Source organism: Pseudorhizobium flavum, from assembly GCF_044142885.1.
GTDB classification, from domain to species: domain Bacteria; phylum Pseudomonadota; class Alphaproteobacteria; order Rhizobiales; family Rhizobiaceae; genus Neorhizobium; species Neorhizobium flavum.
On record NZ_JBIOKZ010000006.1, the window covers coordinates 170,336 to 196,480 of the forward strand.

General features: G+C 62.7%; 28 protein-coding genes. 7 read left to right on the plus strand and 21 right to left on the minus strand.

Annotated features, from left to right (window positions below):
* Positions 1 to 9: 9 nt before the first annotated feature.
* Entirely contained in the window at positions 10 to 2,313 is a 2,304-nt protein-coding gene (locus ACEPP2_RS13475) for a transglycosylase domain-containing protein (RefSeq protein WP_395516902.1), read from the minus strand.
* Positions 2,314 to 2,939: 626 nt separating this feature from the next.
* Positions 2,940 to 3,191, minus strand: a complete 252-nt coding sequence (locus ACEPP2_RS13480) for a glycine zipper domain-containing protein (RefSeq protein WP_052641180.1) — start codon at positions 3,189 to 3,191, stop codon at positions 2,940 to 2,942.
* 155 nt (positions 3,192 to 3,346) lie between these two features.
* On the opposite strand from ACEPP2_RS13480, the gene ACEPP2_RS13485 reads away from it, so the two are divergent.
* From ACEPP2_RS13485 to ACEPP2_RS13500, 4 genes are all read left to right on the plus strand, one after another.
* On the plus strand, positions 3,347 to 3,547 hold the full coding sequence (locus tag ACEPP2_RS13485; protein WP_139346251.1) for a hypothetical protein: 201 nt from the start codon (positions 3,347 to 3,349) through the stop codon (positions 3,545 to 3,547).
* 101 nt (positions 3,548 to 3,648) lie between these two features.
* The gene (locus ACEPP2_RS13490) at positions 3,649 to 3,846 is read left to right on the plus strand and encodes a hypothetical protein (protein WP_052641184.1); all 198 of its coding nucleotides are present in this window, start codon (positions 3,649 to 3,651) and stop codon (positions 3,844 to 3,846) included.
* A gap of 214 nt (positions 3,847 to 4,060) precedes the next feature.
* Positions 4,061 to 4,279, plus strand: a complete 219-nt coding sequence (locus ACEPP2_RS13495) for a hypothetical protein (protein ID WP_052641186.1) — start codon at positions 4,061 to 4,063, stop codon at positions 4,277 to 4,279.
* Between the two features lie 77 nt (positions 4,280 to 4,356).
* Entirely contained in the window at positions 4,357 to 4,668 is a 312-nt protein-coding gene (locus ACEPP2_RS13500; RefSeq protein ID WP_281977738.1) for a hypothetical protein, read from the plus strand.
* 15 nt (positions 4,669 to 4,683) lie between these two features.
* On the opposite strand, the gene ACEPP2_RS13505 is transcribed toward ACEPP2_RS13500, so the two are convergent.
* Complete coding sequence (locus ACEPP2_RS13505; protein WP_052642402.1) at positions 4,684 to 5,148, minus strand: YbaK/EbsC family protein; 465 nt, start codon at positions 5,146 to 5,148, stop codon at positions 4,684 to 4,686.
* A 431-nt stretch (positions 5,149 to 5,579) separates the two neighbouring features.
* Here ACEPP2_RS13505 and ACEPP2_RS13510 point away from each other — a divergent pair, with 431 nt between their 5' ends.
* The gene (locus ACEPP2_RS13510) at positions 5,580 to 5,789 is read left to right on the plus strand and encodes a cold-shock protein (RefSeq protein ID WP_052641191.1); all 210 of its coding nucleotides are present in this window, start codon (positions 5,580 to 5,582) and stop codon (positions 5,787 to 5,789) included.
* Between the two features lie 363 nt (positions 5,790 to 6,152).
* On the opposite strand, the gene ACEPP2_RS13515 is transcribed toward ACEPP2_RS13510, so the two are convergent.
* Both ACEPP2_RS13515 and ACEPP2_RS13520 read right to left on the minus strand, forming a co-directional pair.
* On the minus strand, positions 6,153 to 7,544 hold the full coding sequence (locus ACEPP2_RS13515; protein ID WP_395516903.1) for a dipeptidase: 1,392 nt from the start codon (positions 7,542 to 7,544) through the stop codon (positions 6,153 to 6,155).
* A 79-nt stretch (positions 7,545 to 7,623) separates the two neighbouring features.
* Complete coding sequence (locus ACEPP2_RS13520) at positions 7,624 to 8,055, minus strand: MarR family winged helix-turn-helix transcriptional regulator (protein ID WP_077548529.1); 432 nt, start codon at positions 8,053 to 8,055, stop codon at positions 7,624 to 7,626.
* A gap of 363 nt (positions 8,056 to 8,418) precedes the next feature.
* Here ACEPP2_RS13520 and polA point away from each other — a divergent pair, with 363 nt between their 5' ends.
* Entirely contained in the window at positions 8,419 to 11,388 is a 2,970-nt protein-coding gene (polA, locus tag ACEPP2_RS13525) for a DNA polymerase I (RefSeq protein ID WP_395516952.1), read from the plus strand.
* On the opposite strand, the gene phnN is transcribed toward polA, so the two are convergent.
* The 10 genes from phnN to phnG all read right to left on the minus strand — a co-directional run bounded on the left by phnN (position 11,385) and on the right by phnG (position 19,305).
* Complete coding sequence (phnN, locus tag ACEPP2_RS13530) at positions 11,385 to 12,008, minus strand: phosphonate metabolism protein/1,5-bisphosphokinase (PRPP-forming) PhnN (RefSeq protein ID WP_395516904.1); 624 nt, start codon at positions 12,006 to 12,008, stop codon at positions 11,385 to 11,387. The two genes, polA and phnN, sit on opposite strands and share 4 nt — an antisense overlap.
* Positions 11,981 to 13,120, minus strand: coding sequence for an alpha-D-ribose 1-methylphosphonate 5-triphosphate diphosphatase (locus ACEPP2_RS13535; RefSeq protein ID WP_077548531.1), 1,140 nt, complete (start codon positions 13,118 to 13,120; stop codon positions 11,981 to 11,983). Before ACEPP2_RS13535 ends, phnN begins: the two co-directional genes overlap by 28 nt.
* Positions 13,117 to 13,830: a DUF1045 domain-containing protein gene (locus ACEPP2_RS13540; protein ID WP_395516905.1), complete on the minus strand. Its 714-nt coding sequence runs from the start codon at positions 13,828 to 13,830 to the stop codon at positions 13,117 to 13,119. The genes ACEPP2_RS13535 and ACEPP2_RS13540 overlap by 4 nt, the downstream gene beginning before the upstream one ends.
* Positions 13,831 to 13,943: 113 nt before the next feature.
* A complete protein-coding gene (locus tag ACEPP2_RS13545) occupies positions 13,944 to 14,594 on the minus strand; it encodes a DapH/DapD/GlmU-related protein (protein ID WP_395516906.1) in 651 nt (216 codons plus the stop codon).
* Complete coding sequence (gene phnL, locus ACEPP2_RS13550) at positions 14,591 to 15,298, minus strand: phosphonate C-P lyase system protein PhnL (RefSeq protein WP_281977732.1); 708 nt, start codon at positions 15,296 to 15,298, stop codon at positions 14,591 to 14,593. The genes ACEPP2_RS13545 and phnL overlap by 4 nt, the downstream gene beginning before the upstream one ends.
* A 9-nt stretch (positions 15,299 to 15,307) precedes the next feature.
* Positions 15,308 to 16,084: a phosphonate C-P lyase system protein PhnK gene (phnK, locus tag ACEPP2_RS13555; protein ID WP_077548535.1), complete on the minus strand. Its 777-nt coding sequence runs from the start codon at positions 16,082 to 16,084 to the stop codon at positions 15,308 to 15,310.
* Positions 16,081 to 16,980 (minus strand): alpha-D-ribose 1-methylphosphonate 5-phosphate C-P-lyase PhnJ, encoded by a 900-nt coding sequence (locus ACEPP2_RS13560; RefSeq protein WP_395516907.1) that lies wholly within the window; start codon positions 16,978 to 16,980, stop codon positions 16,081 to 16,083. The genes phnK and ACEPP2_RS13560 overlap by 4 nt, the downstream gene beginning before the upstream one ends.
* Positions 16,981 to 17,115: 135 nt before the next feature.
* Positions 17,116 to 18,222, minus strand: coding sequence for a carbon-phosphorus lyase complex subunit PhnI (locus ACEPP2_RS13565; RefSeq protein WP_281977729.1), 1,107 nt, complete (start codon positions 18,220 to 18,222; stop codon positions 17,116 to 17,118).
* 10 nt (positions 18,223 to 18,232) lie between these two features.
* The gene (gene phnH, locus ACEPP2_RS13570; RefSeq protein ID WP_395516908.1) at positions 18,233 to 18,829 is read right to left on the minus strand and encodes a phosphonate C-P lyase system protein PhnH; all 597 of its coding nucleotides are present in this window, start codon (positions 18,827 to 18,829) and stop codon (positions 18,233 to 18,235) included.
* A complete protein-coding gene (gene phnG, locus ACEPP2_RS13575) occupies positions 18,829 to 19,305 on the minus strand; it encodes a phosphonate C-P lyase system protein PhnG (RefSeq protein ID WP_077548539.1) in 477 nt (158 codons plus the stop codon). The genes phnH and phnG overlap by 1 nt, the downstream gene beginning before the upstream one ends.
* 81 nt (positions 19,306 to 19,386) lie before the next feature.
* Between phnG and phnF the strand changes: the two genes are divergently transcribed.
* On the plus strand, positions 19,387 to 20,124 hold the full coding sequence (phnF, locus tag ACEPP2_RS13580; protein WP_395516909.1) for a phosphonate metabolism transcriptional regulator PhnF: 738 nt from the start codon (positions 19,387 to 19,389) through the stop codon (positions 20,122 to 20,124).
* Between the two features lie 23 nt (positions 20,125 to 20,147).
* Here phnF and ACEPP2_RS13585 read toward each other — a convergent pair whose 3' ends face one another.
* The 6 genes from ACEPP2_RS13585 to mepA all read right to left on the minus strand — a co-directional run bounded on the left by ACEPP2_RS13585 (position 20,148) and on the right by mepA (position 26,042).
* Positions 20,148 to 20,783: a 2,3-bisphosphoglycerate-dependent phosphoglycerate mutase gene (locus tag ACEPP2_RS13585; RefSeq protein WP_395516910.1), complete on the minus strand. Its 636-nt coding sequence runs from the start codon at positions 20,781 to 20,783 to the stop codon at positions 20,148 to 20,150.
* A 21-nt stretch (positions 20,784 to 20,804) separates the two neighbouring features.
* Positions 20,805 to 21,626, minus strand: coding sequence for a 4-hydroxy-tetrahydrodipicolinate reductase (gene dapB / locus ACEPP2_RS13590; protein ID WP_395516911.1), 822 nt, complete (start codon positions 21,624 to 21,626; stop codon positions 20,805 to 20,807).
* Positions 21,627 to 21,645: 19 nt separating this feature from the next.
* Positions 21,646 to 23,430, minus strand: coding sequence for an ABC transporter ATP-binding protein (locus tag ACEPP2_RS13595; RefSeq protein ID WP_395516912.1), 1,785 nt, complete (start codon positions 23,428 to 23,430; stop codon positions 21,646 to 21,648).
* A 111-nt stretch (positions 23,431 to 23,541) separates the two neighbouring features.
* The gene (locus ACEPP2_RS13600; protein WP_395516913.1) at positions 23,542 to 24,564 is read right to left on the minus strand and encodes a glucokinase; all 1,023 of its coding nucleotides are present in this window, start codon (positions 24,562 to 24,564) and stop codon (positions 23,542 to 23,544) included.
* A gap of 12 nt (positions 24,565 to 24,576) precedes the next feature.
* Complete coding sequence (locus tag ACEPP2_RS13605; RefSeq protein WP_395516914.1) at positions 24,577 to 24,945, minus strand: methylglyoxal synthase; 369 nt, start codon at positions 24,943 to 24,945, stop codon at positions 24,577 to 24,579.
* 74 nt (positions 24,946 to 25,019) lie between these two features.
* Positions 25,020 to 26,042, minus strand: a complete 1,023-nt coding sequence (gene mepA, locus ACEPP2_RS13610; protein ID WP_395516915.1) for a penicillin-insensitive murein endopeptidase — start codon at positions 26,040 to 26,042, stop codon at positions 25,020 to 25,022.
* Positions 26,043 to 26,145: the final 103 nt, after the last annotated feature.

The window sequence follows — 26,145 nt, forward strand, 5'->3', positions numbered from 1 at the left end:
CTATCGACCTCACTGGCCCATGATCAGGTCGTAGAGGGTTGTCTGCCGGGCCGATCCCCTCCCGCTCGGGGAACCGACTTCGCCAGGTGGTATCGGGCCTTCAGCATAACCCTCGCGCGGCATGGGTGCATCTTCGAACCCGTCGTAGGGACCACGGTACTCGCGATAATCGCGGACGGGAATTTCGCCCTCGGGTGGATAGGCATCGTGACGCGCAGCAGAGGGTGCGGCCGGATAGTCATCGGGCGCAGAAGATCCGGGGAGGACTCCGGATATAATGTCACCGATCGTCGTCGGCTCCCTCTCCGGCTCGGCAGCCGGTGGCAGCGCGAAGCCGCCATGGCTGCCGAACAGCGGCGTCGGCGAGTAGCCTGCATGGGCGGCCGTCATGTACTCCTTCCACGCCCTTGCAGGCAGGCCGCCACCCGTCACCTTTTTCATCGAGGTGCCGTCGTCGTTGCCGAACCAGATCCCCGTGGTCATGATGCTGGTAAAGCCGACGAAGATCGCGTCGCGGAAGGATTGGGTGGTGCCCGTCTTGCCGGCTGCCTGCCAGTTGTCGAGCCTCGCCGCCTTGCCGGTGCCTTCCTGGATGACCCGCGTGAGCATGCTGTTCATTGTGGCGACGATGGTCTCGCTAAGCACCCGCGGCGGGTTGTCATAGCTGCTCTCGTGAAGAACATTGCCGTCCGTGTCGAGGATGCGGCGCACGATGTGCGGGGTCGCCTTGTAGCCTCCGTTCATGAAGGGGGCGTAGGCGGCCGTTAGTTCCACGAGCGGCACTTCCGATGTGCCGAGCGCGATGGATGCGTTGGGCTGCATCTCCTGCTCTATCCCCATCCGGTGCGCCAGGCTCACCACCTCGTCCGGTCCGACCTCCATGACCAGTTGGGCGGCAATGGTGTTGAGCGACTGGGAGAGCGCCGAGGAAACTGTCACCTGACCCCGGTACTTCTGGTCGTAGTTCTCCGGCGTCCACTTGCCGATCCGGACCGGTGCGTCGTTGCGCACGGAGTCCGGCCGTATCCCGGCTTCGAGCGCGGCGGCATAGACGAACGGCTTGAAGGCGGATCCCGGCTGACGCTTGGCGGTCACGGCGCGGTTGAACTGGCTCTGCGCGTAATCCTTGCCGCCCACCAGCGCGCGAATGGCGCCCGTGGCATCCATTGAGACCAGGGCCGCCTGGCTGGCATTGAGCTTGCCGCCCTCGTCGTCAAGAATATCCGTGAGGGCCTCTTCTGCCTTGCGTTCGAGCGAGAGGTCGATGGTCGTCTCGACCACGACGTCCTGCTTCACCTCGCCAAGCAGCTTCTTGACCTCGTCCATGACTATGTCGGCAGCGTAGTGTTCCGCGCCCGACCAGTAGCTGCGGGCCTTTGTGGGCGGCTGGGACATGGCGGTCTTGATCTCGTCTTCCGTGACGTAGCCCTCCTCCAGCATAGCCCCGAGTACCACCTGGGCACGCTCTTCGGCCGCTTCCGGGTCGCGCGCGGGAGACAGGCGGGAAGGGGCCTTCAGCAGCCCGGCGAGAAGTGCCGCCTCGCCCAGGTTCACGTCACGAGCGGACTTGTTGAAGTACCGTCGCGACGCTGCCTCCACTCCATAGGCGTTCGAGCCGAAGAAGACCCGGTTGAGATACATCGCCAGGATCTGGTCCTTGCTGAATTTGTGTTCCAGCCAGAAGGCAAGCAGCACCTCCTGGATCTTCCGCTCGAAGGTTCTTTCGGGGGAGAGGAACAGGTTCTTGGCAAGTTGCTGGGTGATGGTGGAGCCGCCCTGGATCGGTTGGCCGGTAACATTGTTGATGAAGGCGCGCGTCAGCCCCAGCGGGTCGACCCCGAAATGCATGTAGAAGCGCCGGTCCTCGATCGCCATGACCGCCTGCGGGATGAAGGGCGACATCTCCTCGAGCGCCAGCGCTTCGCCGCCCGTGGCGCCGCGGTTTGCGATCACGGAGCCGTCGGTGGAGACGATCTTGATGTTCGGAGGACGGTCCGGGATGGCCCAGGTGCTCGCGGCGGGCATCTGGGCGCCGAAGTACAGCACGAGGCCGCCCACGCCGATCCCGACCCATATGCCGAGAACAAGGCACCAATAGAGAAGGGAACGAAGAGGCGCAAAAAAGCCGCGGGACTGCCGGGTCGGTTTGCCCTTGCGAGGCCGGCGCGGCGCCTCCTTCCTCGCTGGCGACGGCCGCTTCCTGCCGCCGCCGGCTATCCGGTCTTCGGAACGAAGCCGGAAATCCTCGTCGACATATTCACCGTCGTCAAAGGAGGGCTCGACCCTCTGTCCCGATTTTCGTTTCGCCGCCATGTCGCGTCGGTCACCCCCGCTGCGCCGGCCGCGACCGGCGGTTGCACATCGCCCGCGCATTCCGCTGGACTCTAAATGCGGCGATTTAAGGGGGGGTTAAGACCTCTGGAATGCGAGGCTGAGAGGTATCCTTTCCAGGAAATCCCGATGTCTCCTCATCCCGCCACTGCCGGCGGCCAATTGACGCGGTGCTACGGACACTGGCCCGGCGCGCCGGATGATAGACGCAGAAACGCGCGACGATCGCAGAGTGCGGGCACCTGCTTGCCATAAACTTGCCATGTTGGAGGAAGCCTCGTGAGGATGCCTATCTCAACGGTCATGATCACGATCTGTCCTGCATCGAGGATGAAGGCATAGCCTATTTTACGTCCGGAGCCGGAGCCGAGGCTCGTCCGGTTAAGCCCCATCCCCGTGCACTCTTCAGCGAGGCGCGCATTGGCTTTCTCGCAGCCTGCCTGAAGGATGAAAGCGCAGAGTTCGATTTCATTGGGGACGACGGTACCGTCCTGTTCAAGAAGACGATCGCTTAAGTCGATGTGACCCGGTCCCTCGGATCGCTGTCTCGAAGAACGGAGAAGGAAGATGAAGCGGCCGGCCCGATTGATCCAGACCGGCCGTCGACATCAGCAGTCGTCGATGTAGCGGTTTCCGTAGCGGTCGCGATAGTAGCAGCGGCCAGGTTGATCCTGCACGCTTCCGATCAGGGCGCCGGATGCGCCGCCCACAGCAGCGCCGACAGCGGCACCGCGAACATCTCCGGTCACGGCACCGCCCACGACGGCTCCGGTCGCCGCACCGATACCGGCGCCACGTTCAGTTGCCGTGCATGCGGCCAGCGAGAGGGTGACGCAGCCGATGGCGAGTATCTTTTTCATGAGTGATCTCCCTTGTTGTCACGAAGGGTGAACCCATGGCCTCCGCGGTGGTTTCATGGCGCAGGCAGGAAATTCGGCTCAGGGAGCGGATTTGTGATTTTGCCTTCTCACAGTTCGAGCGTACCCTGCAGCCGCAACCAAGGAAGGAGAATGCCATGAAGTTAATTCTCGCAACCCTTTCGGCGCTCGGCCTGATGGCATCTGCGGCGTTGGCTGACTGTGCGGGACACCCCAAGGTGACCGCTTCGACATCTGTCGACTACTCCACCACGACCGCAAGCGTCGCCTCTGACGATCAGACGCTCGTCGCGTCGAAGAAAAAGCCTGTCGAAGAGCAGAGCGTCGCAACCGAGTAGGTTCTCTGAAAGACGTGGCAGGTGACCGCCGTTTCCCTCCTTGGAGCGGAACAATGTCGCGCGCACTCCGTTGCGCTCCTGAACGATGAAAGGACTATGCCATGCCGAACAGAGATCCAATACCGACACCGGCGTCCGAAACTCCTCGGGGCCCGACCTCTACCCCCGGCATTCCGGACAGGACGCAGGGCAAGCCACCTCTGACGCCGGTTCAGGATCCAGGAGATACGAAGAACCCACAGGATCCGAATCTTGATCCGGCGCTTCTGCCGATCGGCGATCCTGCCGGCGCAGCGTAAGGCGGAGCCGTGAACGACCATGAGCGAGCGCCATCCCCCGGCGCTCGCTCAACGTCTTTTTCGGGCCGTTAGCCCCGCAGCTCCGTGCGCGCAACCTGCCTCGACGCAAGCCCTGCACAAGTCCGCCTTCATAAAGCCAAAGTTTATGCGATCAATCCCCTCTAGGGAACAGGGGTGGAACTTGATTTGGGCCGCAACAGCAGGGGAGGTTCGTGTGCCGACTAAGACGGTTCGCAATCCGGTAGGCCCGGACCAGCTGAGCATGTTGCAGAAAGTGTTCGACCAAGCATGTGTCGAGCACAACATCAGCAAGTCGAGCCCCGATGGGGAGGCGCTTGCCCTGATCCTTGTCCATTCCATGCAGAAGGGCCTGAGCGAGCAGGAGAAGCTCGAATCGCTCGCCCATATCCTCGCCGAAAGCCGCGGCACCTGAGCATCGCAGCTGGCTCCGGGACGGAACCTATTGCAGCGCGAAAAGTTGATCCGGCACGAGCAACGATGGAGGCTGCTATGGTCGAATCTGCAGGAAGCGTGAAGCCGATGGGCGAGACTGATTCCGATCGGAACGGAAAGATCGGCGAAGATATTGCAGGGTTGAGGGCTGAGGTCGCGGCATTGAGGGACCGCCTCGCGGACCGCGCCGGAAGCGCGGCATCCTACGTCCAGGAAGAAGCGAGCTCGGTCGCCGGAGCGATCCGCGAGCATCCGGCGACCGCAACCACGATCTTCACGCTGGTAGGGGCGATCGGCTTCGCCATTGGCTATCTCGTCGGGACTCAGGCACTCGAAAACCGTAGCCCCTGGTACCGCCGCTATTACTGACGCCCAGGCAAATCGTCAGGCCGTCTGGCAGACGTCGATCCATTTCGCATTGCTCAGTTCGGCCATCCGCTCCGGAGATATTCGGACGGCAGAATTCGCCGCGCCCGCTGCCGGGATGACTTCCGGCACCACACGGAGCGACGCGTCGCAGAAGACCGGCACGTCCGAGATCAGTCCGAATGGACAGACGCCTCCTACGGGATGGCCGGTGAGTTGCGTTACGTCTTCACCACCCAGCATCCGCGGCTTTGCGCCGAAGTGATCCCGAAATTTTCTGTTGTCCAGGCGGGCCGTTCCAGCCATGACGACCAATACTGCGGTCGGGCCTGCCTGAACGCCAATCGTCTTTGCGATTTGCACTGGCTCGACACCGTGGGCCGCCGCAGCGAGAGCAACCGTGGCGGAGCTCTCCTCGGTGACGATGACTTCTATATCGGGTGCGTAACGGGAAAAGAACTGGCGGACGGTGTCGAGGCTCATGTCGAATGAATAGAATTTAGCCGAGTCAGAGGCAACTCCATTTCTGCTATGCATATGATGCAATGCTGCGCTGCGAAAAGATCGCTGTTCTCCAAGCGCGGGCGGTGTATATTTCAATCATCGAAGGACGCACTCCTCCTCCCAGCGTTCCTTGGATGGGACCGGCAACACCTCCTCCTCCCAGTTGCTGGTCAGTATCGGAAACCCGGCGCTCCTCCTCCCGCGCCGGGTTTTCTGCTTTTGGAGGATAGTCGATCGGCCGCTCATTCTTGACAGGGATGGGTCCCGCTTCTATCTCCTTCGCGTCGCTATTTGTTTGATAAGCCTGCTCTAAGCGCCCCGGTGCTCTCGACCATCTTTCTGCAAATACGAACTTCCCCGTTCCGGCCTTGCTGGGACATCGCCGATATTTGCATAAGAAAGGCATCGATATGGCTACTGGTACTGTTAAGTGGTTCAACGCAACCAAGGGCTATGGCTTCATCCAGCCGGATGACGGCAGCGCCGACGTTTTCGTCCACATTTCCGCTGTTGAGCGCGCCGGCATGAGCTCGTTGAACGACGGGCAGAAGCTCTCCTACGAACTGGTTACCGACCGCCGCTCCGGCAAGGTTGCTGCTGACCAGCTGCAGACAGCCTGATTCAGGTTTGAATTCTGACGAGAAGGCCGGCCTGTCCGGCCTTTTTGTATTTTAGCTCTTGCAAATAGAGATCCTTCTTCCCATCTCTCGGTCTATCGGCATTTCCGGCGCAGTGAGCAAATGCGGGAAACCGCGCCATCGCGCCGATGGTTGGCATATTCGTTGTTTACGAAATGTTAACCAGCAGGGGCGATGATGATCGCCAGAGCCGCGGTTGGCCTCAAGCGCCTGAAGCGGACGCGCCGGAAATGCCAGTCCCGATTCCTGGGTGACCACGGATGTACTGGCACTAAAAGAATCGGGAATCAGAAAGGTCGGGCCAGCCCGACCTTTTTTGTGCGTAAAGTTCGAGCCGAGCTTCGGCTACCGGGCCGCCAGGGCAGCGATAATGCGCACCCATGACCGAATGCCCTTGTGGAACGACTTAAGGTCGTATTTCTCGTTCGGCGAATGAATCCGGTCATCGACGAGGCCGAAGCCCACCAGCAAGGATTCCATGCCGAGCATCTTCTGGAAGTCGCCGACGATAGGTATCGAACCACCCATGCCGATAACGACGGCCGGATTGGCCCACTCGTCCGACAACGCAGCCTTCGCCTTGGTAAGAACCGGTGAGTCATACGACAGCTGGATCGCCGGAGATCCTCCGTGCTCGTGGAACTCAACGGAGCAATCTGCTGGAACTCTGGAGCGGACATAGGCACGGAAGCTCTCGCGGATCTTCGCCGGATCCTGTTGTCCGACAAGACGGAACGAGACCTTGGCGGACGCCTTGGCGGCGATCACCGTCTTGAAGCCTTCCCCTGTATAGCCGCCCCAGATGCCGTTGACCTCGCAGGTGGGGCGCGCCCAGGTCAGTTCCAGGACGGATCGTCCCTTCTCGCCGGCAGGTATCGAAAGCCCGACGTCGCCAAGGAAGTTCTCCGCGCTGCGGCCAAGGCTCTCCCAGCCCGCCTTGATGTTTGAGGGCGTCTCCTCGACACCATCGTAGAAGCCCTCAAGGGTAATGCGGCCGGTCTCGTCACGCAGACCTGCCAGGATATCCGTCAGGATATGGATCGGGTTTGCTGCGGCTCCGCCGAACAGCCCCGAATGCAGGTCTCGATCTGCCGCCGAAATGATGATCTCTTCTCCGACCAAGCCGCGAAGGGCAGCTGCAATCGCCGGCGTGTCGCCATCCCACATGCCCGTATCGCAAACGAGCGCGCAACTCGCCCTGAGCTCTTCCGCATTCGCTTCCAGGAACGGCTTCAGCGAAGGCGAGCCCGATTCTTCCTCGCCCTCGAACAGGATGGTGACCCGGAGCGGCAGGCTGCCATTGACCTCCTTGTAGGCGCGGCAGGCTTCGACGAAGGTCATCAACTGGCCCTTGTCGTCGGCCGTGCCGCGGCCCGTGATCACCTTGCGCCCAGCGCCGATATCCTTGACCGAAGGAGCGAAGGGATCGTTCTCCCAGAGCTCGATCGGATCGACTGGCTGGACGTCGTAGTGGCCGTAGAATAGGACGTGCGGTGCGTCATCCGTGGCGCCCGCATGATGGGCAACCACCATCGGATGGCCGGCCGTATCACGGATCGATGCGTCGAAACCGATATCGGCAAGGGTCGCAACCAACCATTCGGCTGCGGCGCGGCAATCCGCCTTGTAGGCCGGGTCGGTGGAGATCGACTTGATGCGTACCAACCGGGAAAGGCGGTCGAGGCTGTCGTCGAGGTTGCGGTCGGCGCGGTCAAGTATGGGGGAAAGGTCTGTCATGGGAAAATCCTGTCTGGGAGAACAGGGGCGACCTTATTGCAAAGATGCGCTTGTTTCGAGCCCCGCCCGAGCCGCCCCTTCAGGCCTTGCGGGCATTCTCTATCGCCATTCGCATGTATTCCAGCATCAGTTCCCGTTCGAACTGACGAAAACCTTCGAAAAGTGCGGCATCGGCCTCGGCTGCCGCATCGATCGCACTTTTTTCAAGGTCCCTGGCGCTTTCCGTCAGTTGGATGATTTGTGCCCGCCCGTCATGGGGATGCGGCTCGCGACGGATCAGTCCGTCACGTTCCATGCGGGCAAGCGTATTGGCGAGTGTCGCCTGCTCGACCTCGAGTCGATCCAGCAATTGCTTCTGCGTCAGACCGTCTTCCTGCCACAGCTCCAGGAGAACCGGGAATTGGCCGGGCGAAAAACCGAGCCCCGCTGCCCGATTCTGCAGCGATCGCGCGAAGCACTTGGCGAGCTGGCCGGCGAGATAAGTTGCGCTATGGGAGCGGTCGAACGGCATGAAGGGAGCCCTGTCGGCAGTACTGCGCGAATATATAGCAGCCCATGCTTTCGCCAACCCTGTGGTGGGAGGCCTGACAAGAGAAAACCGCCACGGCCGGGAGGGGAACGGCCATGGCGGTTTCAACAGGAGGACAAAGGCCCGGAGAGGGGGTGAGGCCTTTGTCCGGTCCGGCGCGGCGGGGGACGAGCCAGCTGCCGGACTGCGGCGTGATCAGTCGCCGGTAAGCTGGAGATGATAAGTGAAACCGGGCTTTTCAAGGGAATGCAGAATTACAAATCGGTAACGTTCGGGTGATGCCGAGCCGCTAGGCGCGGCCTGATTTTCATGGACGACGCGGGTGCCCCACGCTATTCCATAGCCATGAAAAAAGGTGATCACCTCTTCCTTGTCGATGGCTCCGGCTTCATCTTCCGGGCGTTCCACGCCCTTCCCCCACTGACCCGCAAGTCCGACGGCCTGCCCGTGGGGGCGGTCTCGGGCTTCTGCAACATGCTCTGGAAGCTGCTCACCGATGCGCGCGACACCTCGGTCGGGGTGACGCCCACGCATTTTGCCGTGATCTTCGACTATTCCGCGAAGACCTTCCGCAAGGACCTCTACAACGCCTACAAGGCGAACCGTTCCGAGCCGCCGGAAGACCTGATCCCGCAGTTCGGGCTGATCCGCCAGGCAACGAGGGCATTCAACCTTCCCTGTATCGAGACCGAAGGCTTCGAGGCGGACGACATCATTGCCACCTATGCTAGGCAGGCGGAAGCGATCGGCGCTGACGTCACGATCATCTCGTCCGACAAGGACCTGATGCAGCTCGTGACCCCGAATGTCCACATGTATGACAGCATGAAGGACAAGCAGATAGGCATACCAGAAGTCATCGAGAAATGGGGTGTGCCGCCTGAGAAGATGATCGACCTGCAGGCAATGGTCGGGGATTCCGTCGACAATGTCCCCGGCATCCCCGGGATCGGCCCGAAGACCGCAGCCCAGCTCCTGGAGGAGTTCGGCGACCTCGATACGCTTCTCGCCCGTGCTGCGGAGATCAAGCAGGTCAAGCGGCGTGAGAACATCGTTGCCAATGCGGAACTGGCACGCCTGTCGCGCCGGCTCGTTGAACTGCGGACGGATGCACCCCTTGATATGCCGCTGGATGCTCTCGTGCTGGAGCCGCAGAACGGACCGAAGCTGATCGGTTTCCTGAAGGCCATGGAATTCGGGACGTTGACGCGCCGTGTGGCGGAGGCCTGCGACTGCGATGCCAGCGCGATCGAGCCGGCGCACGTGCAGGTCGAATGGGGAGCGGCGGCGCGGGGGCCGGATCTCGATGCCGGCACCAGCAGTGCCGAGCCCAGGGTAGCGACGCCTGCCGGTGGCAAGGCCGGCACAACTGACCCCTACGGCAACAGTACCCCGGCGGAACTTGCCAAGGCACGAGCTGAGGCCTTCGCGACGGCGAAGATCGACAAGAGCTGCTACGTCACGATCGACGATCTGGAGGACCTGGACGATTGGCTCCGGTCAGCCCGGGAAACCGGACTGGTGGCTTTTGAAGCCGAGGGAACGTCCATCGACCCGATGCTGTCGGATGTCGTGGGGATCTCGCTGGCGCTCGCCGACAATAGCCGTAATGCGTCCGGTCTCGACGTCCGGGCCGCCTATATCCCCTTCGGCCACAAGACTGGAAGCAATGATCTGCTCGGCAATGGCCGTGCCGACAATCAGCTGACCGCCGCCGAGGTGATGGAGCGGCTGAAGCCCCTGCTCGAAGATGCTTCCGTCCTCAAGGTCGGGCATAACCTGAAATATGCCTATCTGCTCCTCAAGCGGTACGGGATCGAAATCGCCGCCTATGACGACGTGATGCTCATGTCCTACGTCCTGGAGGCAGGCAGGGGCGGACACAGCCTCGATTCGCTCTCCGACCGCTGGCTTGGCCATATGCCGGTCTCATTCAAGGATGTCGCGGGGACGGGCAAGTCTGGCGTGAGCTTTGATATGGTCGAGATCGACCGGGCTACGGTCTACGCCGCCGAAAAGGCGGATCTCACCCTCAGGCTTGCCATGGTTCTGAAACCGCGGCTGGTCGCCGACCGATTGATGCGCGTCTATGAGCGGCTGGAGCGGCCGATGGTCTCCACGCTCGCCCGCATGGAGGAGCGCGGCATCACGGTCGACCGCCAGATACTCTCTCGGCTGTCGGGGGAGCTCGCGCAAAAGGCCGCGGCGATAGAGGACGAGATCTACGAGATCGCCGGCGAGCGCTTCACGATCGGCTCACCGAAGCAGCTGGGCGACTTCCTGTTCGGCAAGATGGGCCTGCCGGGCGGGGCAAAGACGAAGACGGGCCAGTGGTCCACCTCGGCGCAGGTGCTGGAAGACCTGGCTGCGGCCGGGCACGAGTTTCCGCGCAAGATCGTCGACTGGCGGCAACTGACCAAGCTAAAGTCTACCTATACAGACGCTCTGCCGGGCTACATCCACCCGCAGACAAAGCGCGTTCACACGTCCTATTCACTGGCATCGACGACGACCGGGCGTCTTTCGTCGGTCGAGCCGAACCTGCAGAACATCCCAATCCGCACGACCGAAGGACGGAAGATCCGCACCGCCTTCATCGCCACATCCGGCCACAAGCTTGTCTCTGCCGACTACAGCCAGATCGAACTGCGGGTACTCGCCCATGTCGCTGACATCCCGCAACTGCGCCAGGCGTTTGCAGACGGCATCGACATCCACGCGATGACCGCCTCGGAAATGTTCGGGGTACCGGTTGAGGGCATGCCAAGCGAGATCCGCCGCCGCGCCAAGGCGATCAACTTCGGCATCATCTACGGCATCTCCGCCTTCGGTCTGGCGAACCAGCTCTCCATCGAGCGCTCCGAAGCAGGCGAGTACATCAAGAAGTATTTCGAGCGATTCCCCGGCATCCGCGACTACATGGACAGCACCAAGGAATTCGCCCGCGAGCACGGCTACGTCGAAACCATCTTCGGTCGCCGGGCGCACTATCCGGAGATACGGTCCTCCAATCCGCAGGTGCGCTCCTTCAACGAACGGGCTGCCATCAACGCGCCGATCCAGGGGTCGGCCGCCGACATCATCCGTCGCGCCATGGTCAGGATGGAACAGGCTCTCCAATCTGCGAACCTGTCTGCCCGCATGCTTCTGCAGGTCCATGACGAACTGATCTTCGAAGTGGAAGACGCAGAGATCGAGAAGACGCTGCCCGTCATCACGGCGACCATGGAGCAGGCGGCTATGCCGGCGATCGCCTTGAAGGTGCCGCTGAAGGTCGATGCGCGCGCAGCGTCAAACTGGGACGAGGCGCACTAGCGACACGAGAAAGCCGGAAGATACCTCGTCAGGGCATCGACCATGGCCTGACCTGCTTCCTCGATCAATCCGCTGTTGTCGATCGTCAAAAGCTCGTAGGGCCCGACGAGCTGCGGTGAACTGCGCTGCAGCCGTCGGAGAATCTCGTCGCGCGTTTCCCGTCCGCGTGATTCCAGCCGGGTAGCCAGAACCTCAGGTCGCGCCGTGACATTGATGACGGTCATTGCCGGAAATGCGGCGCTGAAGTGGGGCAGGGCGGCACGCGAGCCGTTCGCCACCACGACATGGCCTAGGTCGATTTGATGTCGCGTCTCGATCGGGATTCCGTAACAGAGGCCGTGCGCTTCCCACCAGACGGCGAAGCCGCCAGATTGGGACATCCGGCGGAAGGCCGCATCGGACACAGCGTCGTGGTCCTCTCCACCGGAACCTCCGTCGCGCGTGATTACGCGCCGCACGAAGACCACCTCCGGCCGCTCCTTTAAGTGTTGAGCGGCATAGGACATCAGCGTGTCCTTGCCGGCGCCGCTCGGCCCGACGACGACGATCAGCCTGCCGGCAATGGTACGCCGGGCTGAAGAAGCGTCGCCCATCACGCCACCCGCCGGCCTTCCCGCCATGTCGCGCGTGCTACCGGCACACCATTGTCGCGCTTGACGCGAACGAGGTCGGCGCGAAGACCGGGTGCGATCCGGCCACGGTCATCCAGCCCCACGGTTCGTGCGGGCGTGGAGGTGACCATCGCGATCGCTCGCGGAAGCGAGATGGCATCGATATCGTCGGCGAGCACGAAGGGCGCGTGCAGCAGGCTGAGCGGCACGTAATCGGACGAAAGCACGTCCAGCACGCCGCGTTCAGCAAGCTCACGCGCAGCAATGTTGCCCGAGTGCGACTTGCCTCGAACGATGTTCGGGGCGCCCATCAGTACGCTCATCCCCGCCTTGTGTGACGCCTCCGCGGCATCGAAGCTGGTGGGGAATTCCGCCAGCCGCACACCGTGACCGATTGCCTCGTCGACATGATCGAGCGTCGCATCGTCATGGCTCGCGACGGTGATGCCGCGCTCGGCGCAGATGCGGGCCAATTCGTTTCGGTGGCCGGCGGCGTATTTGGCCGAAGCCGCCTGGCGCCGTGCCACGAAGTGAGCGAAGGCCTCGTCGCTCAGGCCGCGCTTCTCCTTGTAGTAAAGGATATACTGGTCCATCGACTGGAACTGCCGCTGGCCCGGCGCATGGTCCATCAGGGAGACGAGGCGGACATAGGGATCGTGCTCGAAGTCGGCAAAATGCTCGAGCACGTTGTCCGAGGAAACCTCGCAGCGCAGGTGGAAGAGGTGCTCTGCCCGTAGCCGTCCGTCGGCCTGGGCAGCCTGGATGGCATCGGCGAGGCTGCGCATCTCCCCCTTTTCGAATCCACCATCCTCGTCCGCACCCATGCGCAGGCAGTCGAAGACCGTCGTGATGCCTGAGGTCGCCACCTGAGCGTCATGCGCCTGTATGGCAGCCGTAGTGTTCCAGCGGACGCCGGGGCGCGGCGAGTAGTGCTGCTCGAGATGGTCCGTGTGCAACTCGATCAGTCCGGGAATGAGATAGTCGCCCTCGAAATCCTCCCCGGCCCGAGACGCCCCCGCGGAAATCTCGGCAATCCGTCCGTCGCGGATGACCAGAGATCCGGCAATGATCTCGTCACCGACGATGATGCGGGCATTCGACAGAACGGTTTCTACGCTCATGGGAGGATCTTTCTGTTGTCCTGCGGCATGCCAAGGGGCCGCCATCGATGGATCGTGAAGGGCTCGCCGCGGCTGCGTTCGACGAAGAGCGCAAGACCGTCGATGGCGAGCGGTGCATTTGCATAAGGTGCAAAACGCTGCCGCAACTCGGCATGAACATGCGGAGCAAGAGTGCCATCGACCGGCCGCGTCAGCGTCATGTGGAAGCGGAACTCGTCCATGACATAGGGATAGCCCCACCGGTCGAGGTTCTGCCGCTCCGCCAGGGTCAGGCGCTCCGGTCTGCGGCGTGCGACGTCGGCCTCGGAAAGGGGTGCCCGGAAAGGTTCGAACGCTTCGACCACGGAAGCGGCAAATGCCTGCAGCGGCGGATGAAGATCACCCGGAACGAGCGCGAAGAAGGGCCCGAGCTGCCCGACAACGATCCGCGGAATGGCAAGGGTCTCCGTGGCTGCCACGAAGCGGTCGAACGCATCGACGAGATCTGCCTCTGTGCGTCCCTCGCGAAGTGCGAACGGTGCCTTCAGCGTGGCGTGAAACCCATATCGCTGCGGCTCGGCAACCAGGTCCTGCCACTGCGCCACCGGCAGGGAAAGCGACGCCGGCGGATCGAGCATCTGCCCCGAAAAGGCATCGCGCCCCAGCCATTCGCTGGCCGTCGCGGTCAGCGGGTCATCGGGAGCGGGTGAGAAATAGATGGCGTAGCGCATGAACTCGATCTGCGTTCAGGTGAAGGCTGATGGGTTGCAGGTTGGGTCGGGCTCCCGACACCGGCCCTGCGCTAGGCGATTTGCGTGACAGAATGATGATGGCATTCTTCCGTTCATCCTGCCTCAAGCGTTTTCGCCGCCTGCGAATGGCTGCCATGCCGGCTGAGAAAATCTTCTGCCGTCAGACTGCGGAAATCATCCAGTGCAGCGCGCAGCTTGCGATGGTCCCAATCCCACCAGGCGAGTTCGTCCATCCGCTCGCCGATCTCCTTCGTGAAGCGCTCGCGGATGAGCTTCGCGGGAACACCGCCGACGATGGTAAAGGGTGCCACGTCTTTGGATACGACCGCACCGGCTCCGATGACCGCGCCATTACCGACGGTGACGCCGGGGAGGATGGTTGCGCCGTGACCGATCCATACGTCGTGGCCGATCGTGACCCTATGCTCCCGGCGCCACTCGAAGAACTCCTCCTCGTTCTCCGCATCGTCCCAGTAGTTGGCGGCACGATAGGTGAAATGGTGGAGCGTCGCCCGCCATGTCGGATGGTTGGTGGCGTTGATGCGAACCGAAGCTGCGATGTTGACGAACTTGCCGATCGTGGCGCACCACACCGCGCCATCCTGCATGATATAGGAATAGTCGCCGATCTCCGCCTCGTCGATGCGGCAGCGCTCCGCCACCTCCGTGTAGCGTCCGAGCACCGAGTTCCTCACATTCGCACTCGCGTGGATGGAGGGTTTAAGTCCGACCTTGACGCTCATGCGGCGGCCCTTCGTGGCGAGAACTGCATCACATCCAGAACGCGATCTGCGACGGCCTCGCGCACTTCCTCGTCGTGGAAGATGCCCAGGAGCGCCACGCCCTTTTCTTTCTTCTCGGCGATCATCTCCACGACGACACGCCGGTTGCGGGCGTCAAGCGAGGCGGTCGGCTCGTCGAGCAGCAGGATGCCGTGATCGGTGATGAAGCCGCGCGCGATGTTGACGCGCTGCTGCTCGCCTCCGGAAAAGGTTGCCGGCGGCAGGCTCCAGAGTTCCTTGGGGAGGTTGAGCTGCGACAGCAGTGCCGATGCCGTTTCCCTCGCCTCATCGGGACCGACACCACGCGCCAGCAGCGGCTCGGCGACGACATCAAGCGCCGAGACACGGGGGACGGTTCGCAGGAACTGGCTGACATAGCCCATGGTATGACGGCGCACATCCAGCACCGTGCGAGGATCGGCGCTGGCGATGTCGACCGTCCGGTGGCGGTGGGAGACCAGGATCTGGCCCGCATCGACGGCGTAGTTGCCGTACAGCATCTTGAGAATGGAGCTCTTGCCGATGCCTGAAGGGCCGCCAAGCACGACGCATTCGCCGCTGGCGACCGAAAAGTTGACATCATTGACGACGGGCAGGCGGATGCCGTCGCGCAGGTGCATGGTGAAGCTCTTGAAGACTTCCGAGACGACGAGGGGAGTTGCCATGATGCTCTCCTATACCTGCAGAATGGAGGAGACGAGGAGCTGCGTATAGGGCTCGCGCGGGTCATCCAGCACACGGTCGGTCAAACCATGTTCGATGACGTGGCCGTCCTTCATCACCATCATCCGGTGCGACAGGAGCCGCGCAACCGCCAGATCGTGGGTGACGATGATGGCGGCAAGCCCCAGGTCGTTGACGAGGCCTCGGACGAGGTCGAGCAGACGCGCCTGCACGGAGACGTCGAGACCGCCTGTCGGCTCATCCATGAAGACGAGGCGCGGACCTGTGACAAGGTTTCGTGCGATCTGCAGCCGCTGGCGCATGCCGCCCGAGAAGGCGCGAGGGGCGTCGTCGATACGGTCCGTGCCGATCTCCACTCGCGTCAGCCAATCAAGGGCGGTCGAGCGGATGTTGCCGTAGTGACGATTGCCGACGGCCATCAGCCGCTCCCCGACATTGGCGCCAGCCGAGACCGTCATCCGCAGCCCATCCGCCGGGTTCTGGTGGACGAAGCCCCAGTCGGTGCGCATCAGGAAGCGGCGCTCTGCCTCACCCATGTGGTAGAGGTCCCGGATGCTGCCGTCGCGCATGGCATATTCGACGCTGCCGGTCGATGGCATGAGGCGGGTCGAGATGCAGTTCAGCAGCGTCGTCTTGCCGGAGCCGGATTCGCCGACGATCGCCAGCACCTCGCCGGGCCACAGATCGAAGGAAACCGCCTTGCAGCCGATACGCTGCCCGTAGAACTTCGAGACCTCCCTGACCCTCAGAAGCGGTGTTTCGCTCATTCCGCAGCCTCCTGGTGAGCCAGCATTTCCCCGGCATGGCCCTGTTCGCGGCGTTTCTCGCAATGATCCGTGTCCGAGCAGACGAACATCCGGCCGCCCGTGTCGTCGAGGATCACCTCATCGAGATAGACATTCTCTGCGCCGCAGAGTGCGCAAGGCTTTTCGAAGCGCTGGATCTCGAAGGGGTGGTCTTCGAAGTCGAGGCTGACGACCTCCGTATGGGGTGGGATGGCGTAGATGCGTTTTTCGCGCCCGGCGCCGAAGAGCTGCAGCGCGTCCGACATGTGCATCTTCGGATTGTCGAACTTCGGCGTCGGCGAGGGGTCCATGACGTACCTGCCGGCGACCTTGACCGGATAGGCGTAGGTCTTGGAGATCCGGCCATTATGCGCAATGTCCTCGTAGAGCTTCACATGCATGAGCCCGTATTCCTCCAGCGCGTGCATCTTGCGCGTCTCCGTCTCGCGAGGCTCCAGGAAGCGCAGGGGCTCTGGGATCGGCACCTGGTAGACAAGTACCTGCCCTTCGGTCAGCGACTGCTCGGGAATACGGTGGCGCGTCTGGATGATGGTCGCCTCTCCGGTATGGGTCGTCACGGCCACGTTGGCGACCTTCTGGAAGAAGACCCGGATCGATACGGCATTGGTCGTGTCGTCGGCACCCTGGTCGATCACCTTGAGCACGTCATCCGGCCCGATGATGGAGGCCGTCACCTGCACGCCGCCGGTGCCCCAGCCATAGGGCATGGGCATCTCGCGCGAAGCGAACGGAACCTGATAGCCCGGTATGGCGATCGCCTTGAGGATCGCGCGGCGGATCATCCGCTTCGTCTGCTCGTCGAGATAGGCGAAGTTGTAGGTCGCCAGACCTTGGTCGGACGGAACCTCAGGAGACATGATGAGTTTCTCCAATGCAAAAGGAGACGATAGTCATGGATACTGGCCTTCTGATCACGATGTTCTTCTCGGTCTTCGCAGCGAGCGGCCTATGCTGTGCGTACTGGTACAGCGAAACCGGCCGCGACTGATCATCTATTCCGCAGCGTCTCGAATGGCGCTGTTGCCCCTTTCGGCTGCCGCGATGTCGGCGCGCATCTTCCTCACCAGCGCAAGTTCCGCCTGAAAATCCACGTAGTGCGGTAGCTTGAGATGCTCGACGAAGCCTGTCGCCTGCACATTGTCCGCGTGCGAGATTACGAACTCCTCGTCCTGGGCCGGCGCCGTGACATCCTCACCCAGTTCCTCCGCCCTCAGCGCCCGATCGACCAGGGACATGCTCATGGCCTTCCGCTCGCTCTGGCCAAAGACCAGGCCATAGCCGCGGGTAAACTGCGGCGGCGCCTTGGAAGAGCCCTTGAACTGGTTTACCATCTGGCATTCCGTCACCTGGATGGAGCCGAGGGAGACTGTAAAGCCTAGTTCCGGCACCTCCATCTCGACCTCGACTTCGCCGATACGGATCTCGCCGACGAACGGGTGGTTGCGGCCATAGCCGCGCTGCGTCGAATAGCCGAGTGCCAGCAGGAAGCCCTCGTCGCCGCGGGCAAGTGCCTGCAGTCGCAGATCGCGCCCCATGGGGAATTCCATCGGCTCGCGCGTGAGGTCCCCAGGAGGCTCGTCCTCCGGCAAGGCGCCGTCCTCCTCGATCAGCCCCTCGGTGGCGAGAATATCGGAGACGCGCGTCGTCGTGTCGGGAAGCGGCTCCTTCCGTGATGGTGTCGGAACCGGTTCATCCGACAGAAGCGAGGGATCGAGCAGGCGGTGGGTGTAGTCGAAGGTCGGCCCGAGTACCTGCCCGCCCGGCAGGTCCTTGTAGGTGGCAGAGATACGCCGTTCGATCGCCATCCGGGCGGTGTCTATGGGAACAGAGGCCCCGAAGCGGGGCAGCGTGGTACGGTAGGCGCGAAGCAGGAAGATGGCCTCGATCATATCTCCACGAGACTGACGTACGGCAAGAGCCGCCAATGCTCGGTCGTAGAGGGAGGCTTCCGCCATGACGCGGTCGACGGCGAGCGCCAGCTGCTCGACGATCTGGTCGATCGTTAAGGAAGGCAGCGACCGGTCGCCTCGGCGGCGGTCTGCGAGGAGGCTGTGGGCGGCGTTGATGGCAACCTCGCCACCCTTGACGGCAACATACATGGCGTTCTCCTCAGCCGATCCTAGTTGTGCGGGGAAGGCAGAGCAGGCGGTCGCCGGCCGTCAGGATGACGTCGACTCCGCGCGGGAAGATCGAGCGGTTCCCCTTCCAGATTTCGTCGAAAACATCCGGAAGGCCCGCAACACTCACGGTCCGCTGCTCCTTGATGCCTGGCCCGCGGAGAACGAGCTCGCTGCCTTTGCCGATCGATGAAACTTCGATCACGATGGTTGCCGAGCGGTCGGGATATTCCTGCGTCCCGGATGCAAAGAGGTCGAAGGAATAGAGCCCGGAGGCTGCCTGCAGGAAAACGAACCTTGCCTCGCTTTTCTCCTGCGCGAGAAGAGCACCGGTGTGGAAGCCGATCCAGTCGGCAACGCTTGCTTTGGCAAAGCAGGGCTGGAGCCAGACGGGAGTATCCGCGTCGCATAAGGCAAGTGCCACCGCCCCCGCAGCCTTCCCAAGGGGCGACGGTTGTCCGATCTCGCTTGTGATCGATTGAACCGTCCCCGGACGGGCCATCCCGTCCATCAGCGAGCGGAACACGGCTTGTGAATCGAACACCGGGGCGGAGAAGCCGCCGGACAGCGCCTGGACGTTCATGCTCATCAATCGTCTCCGCGGACCATGGTGAAGAAGTCGACGCGCGTCGCCGCCGTCTCTTCCGCCTTCTGCCGATCTTGCTGCGCGATCCGTGCCTCGATCGGGCCGAGGATTTCCGCCTCGACAAAGGCATGTGTCTGATCTTCCTGCCAAAGGGCATCGAAGATCGCTGCCATGCGGACCTTCGCCTTGTCCGTACCAAGGGAATGGGCGTGGCCGGCAGTGCCGGAGGCGAGCAAGACGGTGGCTCGCGTGACAGTCGCCTCGCCGAGGTTGAAGGGGTCGCCGCCGCCTCCGATCCGGCCCCGGACCATTACCAGTCCCGTTTCCGGTCCGCGGACCGGGTTGACCTCCGGCTTCTCGGCTATCTTTTGCCAGGCGGCGTTCAGTTCATCGAAGCTAGCGCGAGCAAGCAGTGCAGCGGTTCGCTGGCGGCCCTGGCGCGGCCCATCCGAAATGTCGGTCGAGGGGTTTGTCATCATCTTTCCATCAAATGTCTATTGTTATAGACAACCATACAAGTTACTCTACAGCTAACGGCAGGATGTAACAAGAGTATGACGATGGCGGCGGGATCTCAGGTTCAACGGCAGAGCGGCGTGGCCCTGTGGCGCCAGATTGCCGATCGCATCCGTGCGTCCATTGCAAACGGCGAATATGACGAGACGGGCAGGGTGCCGCCGGAAATCGTCCTGGCGATGCAATTCGGCGTCAATCGCCACACGGTGCGCAGTGCACTGGCGGCACTCGCCCAGGAAGGCATCGTCCGAGCTGTTCAGGGATTGGGTACGATCATTGAGCGGAAGGAACGGCTGAACTTTCCAATCTCGCGCCGGACGCGGTTCATAGAAGGTCTTGGTGCACAGGCGAGGGAGACGGAAGGACTGCTGCTGGAAAGTGGTGCGGAGCCCGCGTCGGAAGATCTGGCGCAAAGGCTCCGGCTTGCAGAAGGTGCGCCGCTCATCCGGCTTGAGACCTTGCGCAAGGCGGATGGCCGGCCGGTTTCTCGGGCGACGGCCTGGTTTCCGGCGTCACGCTTCGCCGGGATCGACGAAGCCTATCGCAACAGCGGTTCCATCACGGCAGCGTTAAACGCCCTTGGACTATCCGACTACCTGCGCGTCACGACGGAGATCACCGCCAGCCACGCGGAACGTGCCGACATGGAAGACCTTGGTCTGTCGGCAGGAGCAGTCCTGCTGGTGACGCGGTCACTGAACGCGGACACGAAAGGGACCCCGATCCAGTATTCGGTCAGCCGCTTCCCCGCCGACCGGGTTCAGTTCACGATCGAGAACTGAACATTCGCCGGACCTGTACCGGCTCAGTGCGCGCCGGACATGTCCCCGAGGATTTGCTTGGAGGCCACGGTCGAGTCCGCATTGAGCCTGTAGACCATCGGCACCCCCGTCGCGAGGTTCAGCTTCAGGATCTCTTCCTTGCTCAGCCGGTCGAGGACCATGACCAGCGCTCTCAGCGAGTTTCCATGGGCCGCGACAAGGACCGTTTCGCCGCGCAGGACGCGGGGCAGGATCTCGGTCATGTAATAGGGCCAGACGCGCGCGCCCGTATCCCGAAGGCTCTCGCCGCCTGGCGGCGGAATATCATAGGAGCGGCGCCAGATATGCACCTGCTCCTTACCCCACTTCTTGCGGGCATCGTCCTTGTTCAGGCCGGAGAGATCGCCATAGTCACGCTCGTTGAGCGCTTCGTCGCGGATCGTCTCGAGGTCCGGCTGGCCGACCTTGTCGAGGACGATCCTGAGCGTGTCCTGGGCGCGTTTGAGAACCGAGGTGAAGGCGATATCGAACTTCAGCCCGGCATCCGCAAGCGCTTTGCCACCGATTCCCGCCTCCTGGATGCCAAGCTCCGTCAGGTCCGGATCACGCCAGCCGGTGAAGAGGTTCTTCAGGTTCCATTCGCTCTGGCCGTGGCGAACAAGGACTAGAGTACCGCTCATGAAGTCAATTCCTCCGGATCGTCAGTTGTTGAGCCCGAGCACGTCGAGCATGTCGTAAAGGCCGGGCTTTCGCTCACGGCCCCAAAGCGCCGCCGTCACTGCGCCGCGTGCGAAGATGGAGCGGTCGAGGGCGTTGTGCGAGAGCGTGACCAGTTCGCCTTCGCCGGCAAACAGAACCGAATGGTCCCCGACGATGGAGCCACCGCGCAGCGTGGCGAAGCCGATCGTGCCGGCCTCCCGCGCGCCCGTATGCCCGTCGCGGACCTTGACTGCATTGGCCAACATGTCGATCCCACGTCCCTGCGCAGCAGCCTGACCCAGCAGCAATGCAGTCCCCGAGGGGGCATCGACCTTGTGCTTGTGATGCATCTCGAGAACTTCGATGTCCCACTGGGCGGGATCGAGCGCGCGCGCAGCCTGCTCCACGAGTACACCGAGCAGGTTCACGCCAAGGCTCATATTGCCGGACTTGATGATGCGCGCATGGCGGGCCGCAGCCCTGATCTTCTCCTCGTCGCCCCAAGAACACCCGGTTGTACCTATGACGTGGACGATCCGCGCCTGTGCCGCGAGCCCAGCGAACGCCACCGATGCGGCCGGGCTGGTGAAATCGAGGACGCCGTCGGCATCGACGAAAGCCTGCAGCGGATCGACGGTCATGGGAACGCCCAGATTGCCGACGCCGGCGATCTCGCCTGCATCCTTCCCGACAAAGGGCGAGCCCTCTCGCTCGATCGCAGCATGCAGCACGGCGCCGCCGGTTTCATGGATGACCCTGATCAGCGTCTGGCCCATGCGTCCGGCCGCGCCCACCACCACGAGTTTCATCGGATTGTCGCTCATGCCGGCAATGCTTTCATCTTTATGGGCTTGTATCCGGGGACTGCAGATTGTTGAGGCGAGCGTAGAGACCGTCCTCGCGCTGTGCAAGAGTCTCGTGGGTCCCCTCCTCGACAGCCCGTCCCTCATGCATGACGATGATCTTGTCGGCATTGACCACCGTCGAGAGCCGGTGCGCGATCACGATCACGGTGCGGCCGCTCATCGCCGTCTCGAGCGCCTTCTGCACCGCTGCTTCGGACTCGTTGTCGAGGGCGGACGTCGCCTCGTCGAGCAGCAGGATCGGCGCATTTCGAACCAGCGCGCGAGCAATCGACAGGCGCTGGCGCTGACCTCCGGAGAGCGTCACCCCGTTTTCCCCGACGGGCGTCTCGTAGCCGAAGGGCTGGGCGAGGATGAAGTCGTGTGCGAAGGCGAGCCTGGCAGCCTCCTCGACTTCCGCATCGGTGGCCTCGGGGCGGCCGTACTGGATGTTGTCGCGGATCGTTCCCTCGAACAGATACGGTTGTTGCGACACATAGGCGATGTGCCGGCGCAGCGACATCTTGGTGATCTCGGTAATGTCCTGCCCGTCGATCAGGATGCATCCTTCCGAGGGATCGTAGAAGCGCGGAATGAGATTGATGATCGTCGATTTGCCGGCGCCGGATGGCCCCACCAGGGCGGTCGTCTTGCCGCCGTCGGCCACAAGGTCGACACCGCGGAGGACCGGGTCGCCGCTCGCATAGGCGAACGATACGCCGCGGAACTCGATCCTCGCCTCTGTGACCTTGAGGTCCTTGGCGCCCGGCTTTTCCCGTTGCTGCGGCTGCAGATCGAGGAGGGCATAGATCATCCGCGCATTGACCACCGCCCGCTCCAGGTGCACCTGCAGTTTCGCCAGCCGGCGGGCTGGATCATAGGCCATCAGCAGCGCCGTGACAAAAGCGAAGAATGCCCCTGGCGGCACGCCGTCATAGATCGACCGGAAGGCGGCATAGGCGAGCACGCTGGAGATGGCGAAGCCGGCAAAGGTCTCAGTCAACGGTGCCGTCCGCTCCGTCAGCCGAGCTATCCGGTTGGCGCGGTTTTCAGCCTGGCTGATCAGCTTTTCGACCTTGTCTCCGAGTTCCTTCTCCATGGTGAAGGCCTTGACGATGGAAATGCCCTGGATCGTCTCCTGCATGGCGCCGAGCACGTGGCTATTCAACTCCACGGATTCGCGGGTCGCGCTCCGCAATCGGCGCGATACGTAACGAAGGGCGAGGATGAGCGGTGGCGCGACCACGAAAACGATCAGCGACAGGATGGGATCCTTGCTGACCATCACACCGATCAGCGCGATCAGCGTCAGGAGATCGCGCGCCGTTGAGGTCACGGTGAGATTGAGGACGTCGCGGACGCCATTGACATTCTGGCTGATCTGCGCGGCAAGATGCGCTGACCGGGCCTCGCTGAAGAAGCCGACCGACAACCCCATGAGATGGCTGTAGAGCCGGCGCTGGTAGCGCGCCACGATATTGTTGCCGATCTTCGAAAGGGTCACCGACTGGCCATAGGTGGCAAGCCCACGCAGGACGAATGCCACGAAGATCGCACCGCAGATGAGCCAGACAATGTCGGCGCGCTGATTGGCGAACGCCTCGTTGACCACCGCCTCCATGATCCAGGCGGTGAACGCCGTCGTCGCTGCCACGACGACCAGGCAAAAGATCGCGAAGGCGTAGCCTTTGATGTGGTCACGGCCGTTCTCCGCGATCACGCGCTTGAGCACGCTTGTCACGGTGCCGGAATCGAGATGCGGCTTCTTGTCTTTCGCTGAGCCCAACAGGCACTTTCCCGTGTGTGAACGGCCAAGGGCCAGTAGCCCTTGGCGGGTCTATAGCGAGCGAGGGCCGGCTTGGCTAGTGCGGGCGGACTGCGGGCAAGTCAGGAACGGTCAGCGCTGCCAGCGCCGGCCTTGCGTCGAAATCCCATAGGCCGCAGGTGTTCGCGCATAGCTCCCAAGGCCGGCGAGTGCCGCAAGCGGATGGGTGACGACGAAGGTCGGGATGTTGCGCATTAGCTCTGAATGCGGAGCCTTGTCTTCGAAGGCCACACGGAATTCCGGTTGCTTGAGCGCCGGAATGATCTTCTGGGAAATCCCACCGGCTAGATAGACGCCGCCCTTGGCCATGAAGACCAATGCAAGGTCGCCCGCCAGTCTTCCGAGGTAGGTCGAAAACAGCGAAACCGTCTCCATTGCCTGGCGGTTGCTGCCGGACTGCCAGCCCGCGGTGACGTCCGAGGGAAGAGCGAGTGTCGGCGAGACCCCGTCGGCCGCGCAGACAGCACGGTAGATGTTGACCAGGCCGCGACCACAGAGCAGTTGCTCCGCCGAAATCCGTCCCTCAATGGACTCCAGATGCGGAAAGATGTCGAAGTCACGAGGAGATCGGGGACCGATATCGACATGGCCGCCTTCGCCCGGCACGGGAAACCATGTGGCGCGGGCGTGGACCAGACCTGCAACACCAAGCCCCGTCCCGGGCCCGAGCACCACCCGCGACGCCGTCAGGGCCGTGGACGAAGGGCCGATGACATCGCGGTAGTCTTCCGTCAGGCATGCCACCGCCAGCGCCTGCGCCTCGAAATCGTTGAGCACCAGGATGTCGTCGAAGCCGAGTTCGGCAATCAGGGACATCGGCCTGACGACCCAGTCGCAGTTGGTGAGGTCGATCTCGTCACCCTCTATCGGGCCCGCAACGGCCAGAATGGCAGAGCGGGGTCGCACGGCAGTCTTCTCCAGCACATCCTGGCGGATTGCCTCGTCGATCGTTCCGTAGTCGGCCGTCTGCACGTTCGGAAAGCGGATCGGCTCGGCGTCCTCGTCGACCAGGATGGAAAAGCGGGCATTGGTGCCGCCGATGTCGCCGAGCAGGATCGGGAAGGGCAGGCGCTCGTTCTCGGTGGCGTGGTGCATGCTTGCGTCCATCTATTGGAAATCAATCAGTTTTTCCGCGGTCGCGCGATTGAGCGCCATGGGGATGTCATAGACCGTCGCCAGCCGGGTCAGTGCCTTGACGTCGACATCGTGCGGCAGGGCGGTGAGCGGATCGATGAAGAAGAGCAGCATGTCGACCTCGCCAGTGGCGACCATCGCCCCGATCTGCTGGTCGCCGCCCAAGGGACCGCTCTTCAGCCGGGTGACTTCAAGGCCGGGGCAGGCATCCTGGACCCTACCGCCCGTTGTTCCCGTCGCAATGATCCGGAAGCGGGACAACGCGTCCTGGTGCTGCCGCGCGAACTCCGCCATGTCGTCCTTCTTCTCGTCATGTGCGATCAGCGCGATACAACCGGTCACAGCCTACTCCCCCTGCCGGGCTTAAATCGATTTACATGGCTTCTACAGTGACTGCCGTGTGTTGAAAAGCCCGGCTAGGGGAAGGGTCGCGGCTGCGGTATCGGCCCATGGTCCGGAAGCACGGTTCCGTTGATGATGGCCTCGATGTCCTGAACCGGCGCCGCCACCGCCATAGGCGCGGAGTAGGCGGCCATGCCCGATCCGAGGACGGCCTCTTCCGCGGGCCTGGCCGGCGCGGCGAGGACTGCGGCGCATGCCTTCGGCAGATCCGAAAGGATCACCGGCCTTGGCTTGACCGGCTTCTTGTTTGGATCCTTCTTCGGTTTCGCCCAGGGCTCGTCGGTGAACCACCAGGCAAGCGACTTGTCGCAGCCGTCACCACTCGGAACCCGGGCCTGCGGCTTGCAGCCGGCTGCGCCCGTCGGGCAATGGATGCGGATGTGAAAATGCTCGTTATGGCCGTAGACAGGCCGCACCTTGCCGAGCAGGGACCGGTCGCCACGCCAGGTGTCGCAGAGCTTCCTCTTGATGGCGGGGTTCACGAAGACGCGCTCCACCTGCGGATAGCTCGCAGCCTGCATGACCACCCGTGCGTGGGTGTTGGTCCAGCGCCTGGAATCGACGGTGAGGAACTTGCTCTTGTCGAGCATGGAGGTGAACGGAAGATCCTCGCGCTGCTGCGGTGAAAGCGGCTGCGAGGGCTTCGGCGTGAACCAGATGTCCGCATCGAGGCCGATCTGGTGCGAGGCATGCCCGAAGAGCATCGGGCCTCCGCGTGGCTGCGAGATGTCGCCGACCAGAATGCCGGTTCCCCAGCCGAGGCTCGCCGCGTCGCGGGAGAAGCGTTCGAGGAGGGCGATCATCTGAGGATGGCCCCAGCGCCGGTTGCGGGAAAGGCGCATCGCCTGCCAGGTGGGCCCGTCGGTCGGGATGGCGACCGCGCCTGCTATACATCCCTTGGCATAGGAGCCATGGGGAGCGGGCTCGGTATGGCTCGGCAGCTTTGCTCCTCCAAACAGTTCCTTTGCCGGCGTCTCGGCCACCGCCTGGCCGGCGATCAGGAGAAGTCCCGCTCCTGCCGCGAGGAGCCGGGTCATGAATCGTGTCGTGCTGTGCATGCCTGCCGTCGTCCCCGCAAATCACTTCACCCAAATCTAGCGTGGAAGACGATTTTGTTGAAACGGAGATGCAGGATCGCAT

Bases quoted from the DNA above. Each gene is read 5' to 3' on its own strand.
- ACEPP2_RS13480 (WP_052641180.1), bottom strand. From the start codon at position 3,191: ATGAAAAAGATACTCGCCATCGGCTGCGTCACCCTCTCGCTGGCCGCA.
- phnF (WP_395516909.1), top strand. From the start codon at position 19,387: ATGGCGGCGGGATCTCAGGTTCAACGGCAGAGCGGCGTGGCCCTGTGG.
- ACEPP2_RS13485 (WP_139346251.1), top strand. From the start codon at position 3,347: ATGAAGTTAATTCTCGCAACCCTTTCGGCGCTCGGCCTGATGGCATCT.
- ACEPP2_RS13560 (WP_395516907.1), bottom strand. From the start codon at position 16,980: ATGTCTCCTGAGGTTCCGTCCGACCAAGGTCTGGCGACCTACAACTTC.
- mepA (WP_395516915.1), bottom strand. From the start codon at position 26,042: ATGACCCGGCTCCTCGCGGCAGGAGCGGGACTTCTCCTGATCGCCGGC.
- ACEPP2_RS13545 (WP_395516906.1), bottom strand. From the start codon at position 14,594: ATGAGCGTCAAGGTCGGACTTAAACCCTCCATCCACGCGAGTGCGAAT.
- ACEPP2_RS13475 (WP_395516902.1), bottom strand. From the start codon at position 2,313: ATGGCGGCGAAACGAAAATCGGGACAGAGGGTCGAGCCCTCCTTTGAC.
- phnG (WP_077548539.1), bottom strand. From the start codon at position 19,305: ATGATGACAAACCCCTCGACCGACATTTCGGATGGGCCGCGCCAGGGC.
- ACEPP2_RS13585 (WP_395516910.1), bottom strand. From the start codon at position 20,783: ATGAGCGGTACTCTAGTCCTTGTTCGCCACGGCCAGAGCGAATGGAAC.
- phnL (WP_281977732.1), bottom strand. From the start codon at position 15,298: ATGGCAACTCCCCTCGTCGTCTCGGAAGTCTTCAAGAGCTTCACCATG.
- dapB (WP_395516911.1), bottom strand. From the start codon at position 21,626: ATGAGCGACAATCCGATGAAACTCGTGGTGGTGGGCGCGGCCGGACGC.
- phnK (WP_077548535.1), bottom strand. From the start codon at position 16,084: ATGAGCGAAACACCGCTTCTGAGGGTCAGGGAGGTCTCGAAGTTCTAC.
- ACEPP2_RS13515 (WP_395516903.1), bottom strand. From the start codon at position 7,544: ATGACAGACCTTTCCCCCATACTTGACCGCGCCGACCGCAACCTCGAC.
- phnN (WP_395516904.1), bottom strand. From the start codon at position 12,008: ATGGCGGGAAGGCCGGCGGGTGGCGTGATGGGCGACGCTTCTTCAGCC.
- phnH (WP_395516908.1), bottom strand. From the start codon at position 18,829: ATGAGCATGAACGTCCAGGCGCTGTCCGGCGGCTTCTCCGCCCCGGTG.
- ACEPP2_RS13600 (WP_395516913.1), bottom strand. From the start codon at position 24,564: ATGCACCACGCCACCGAGAACGAGCGCCTGCCCTTCCCGATCCTGCTC.
- ACEPP2_RS13505 (WP_052642402.1), bottom strand. From the start codon at position 5,148: ATGAGCCTCGACACCGTCCGCCAGTTCTTTTCCCGTTACGCACCCGAT.
- ACEPP2_RS13500 (WP_281977738.1), top strand. From the start codon at position 4,357: ATGGTCGAATCTGCAGGAAGCGTGAAGCCGATGGGCGAGACTGATTCC.
- ACEPP2_RS13490 (WP_052641184.1), top strand. From the start codon at position 3,649: ATGCCGAACAGAGATCCAATACCGACACCGGCGTCCGAAACTCCTCGG.
- ACEPP2_RS13520 (WP_077548529.1), bottom strand. From the start codon at position 8,055: ATGCCGTTCGACCGCTCCCATAGCGCAACTTATCTCGCCGGCCAGCTC.
- ACEPP2_RS13535 (WP_077548531.1), bottom strand. From the start codon at position 13,120: ATGAGCGTAGAAACCGTTCTGTCGAATGCCCGCATCATCGTCGGTGAC.
- ACEPP2_RS13510 (WP_052641191.1), top strand. From the start codon at position 5,580: ATGGCTACTGGTACTGTTAAGTGGTTCAACGCAACCAAGGGCTATGGC.
- polA (WP_395516952.1), top strand. From the start codon at position 8,419: ATGAAAAAAGGTGATCACCTCTTCCTTGTCGATGGCTCCGGCTTCATC.
- ACEPP2_RS13540 (WP_395516905.1), bottom strand. From the start codon at position 13,830: ATGCGCTACGCCATCTATTTCTCACCCGCTCCCGATGACCCGCTGACC.
- ACEPP2_RS13565 (WP_281977729.1), bottom strand. From the start codon at position 18,222: ATGTATGTTGCCGTCAAGGGTGGCGAGGTTGCCATCAACGCCGCCCAC.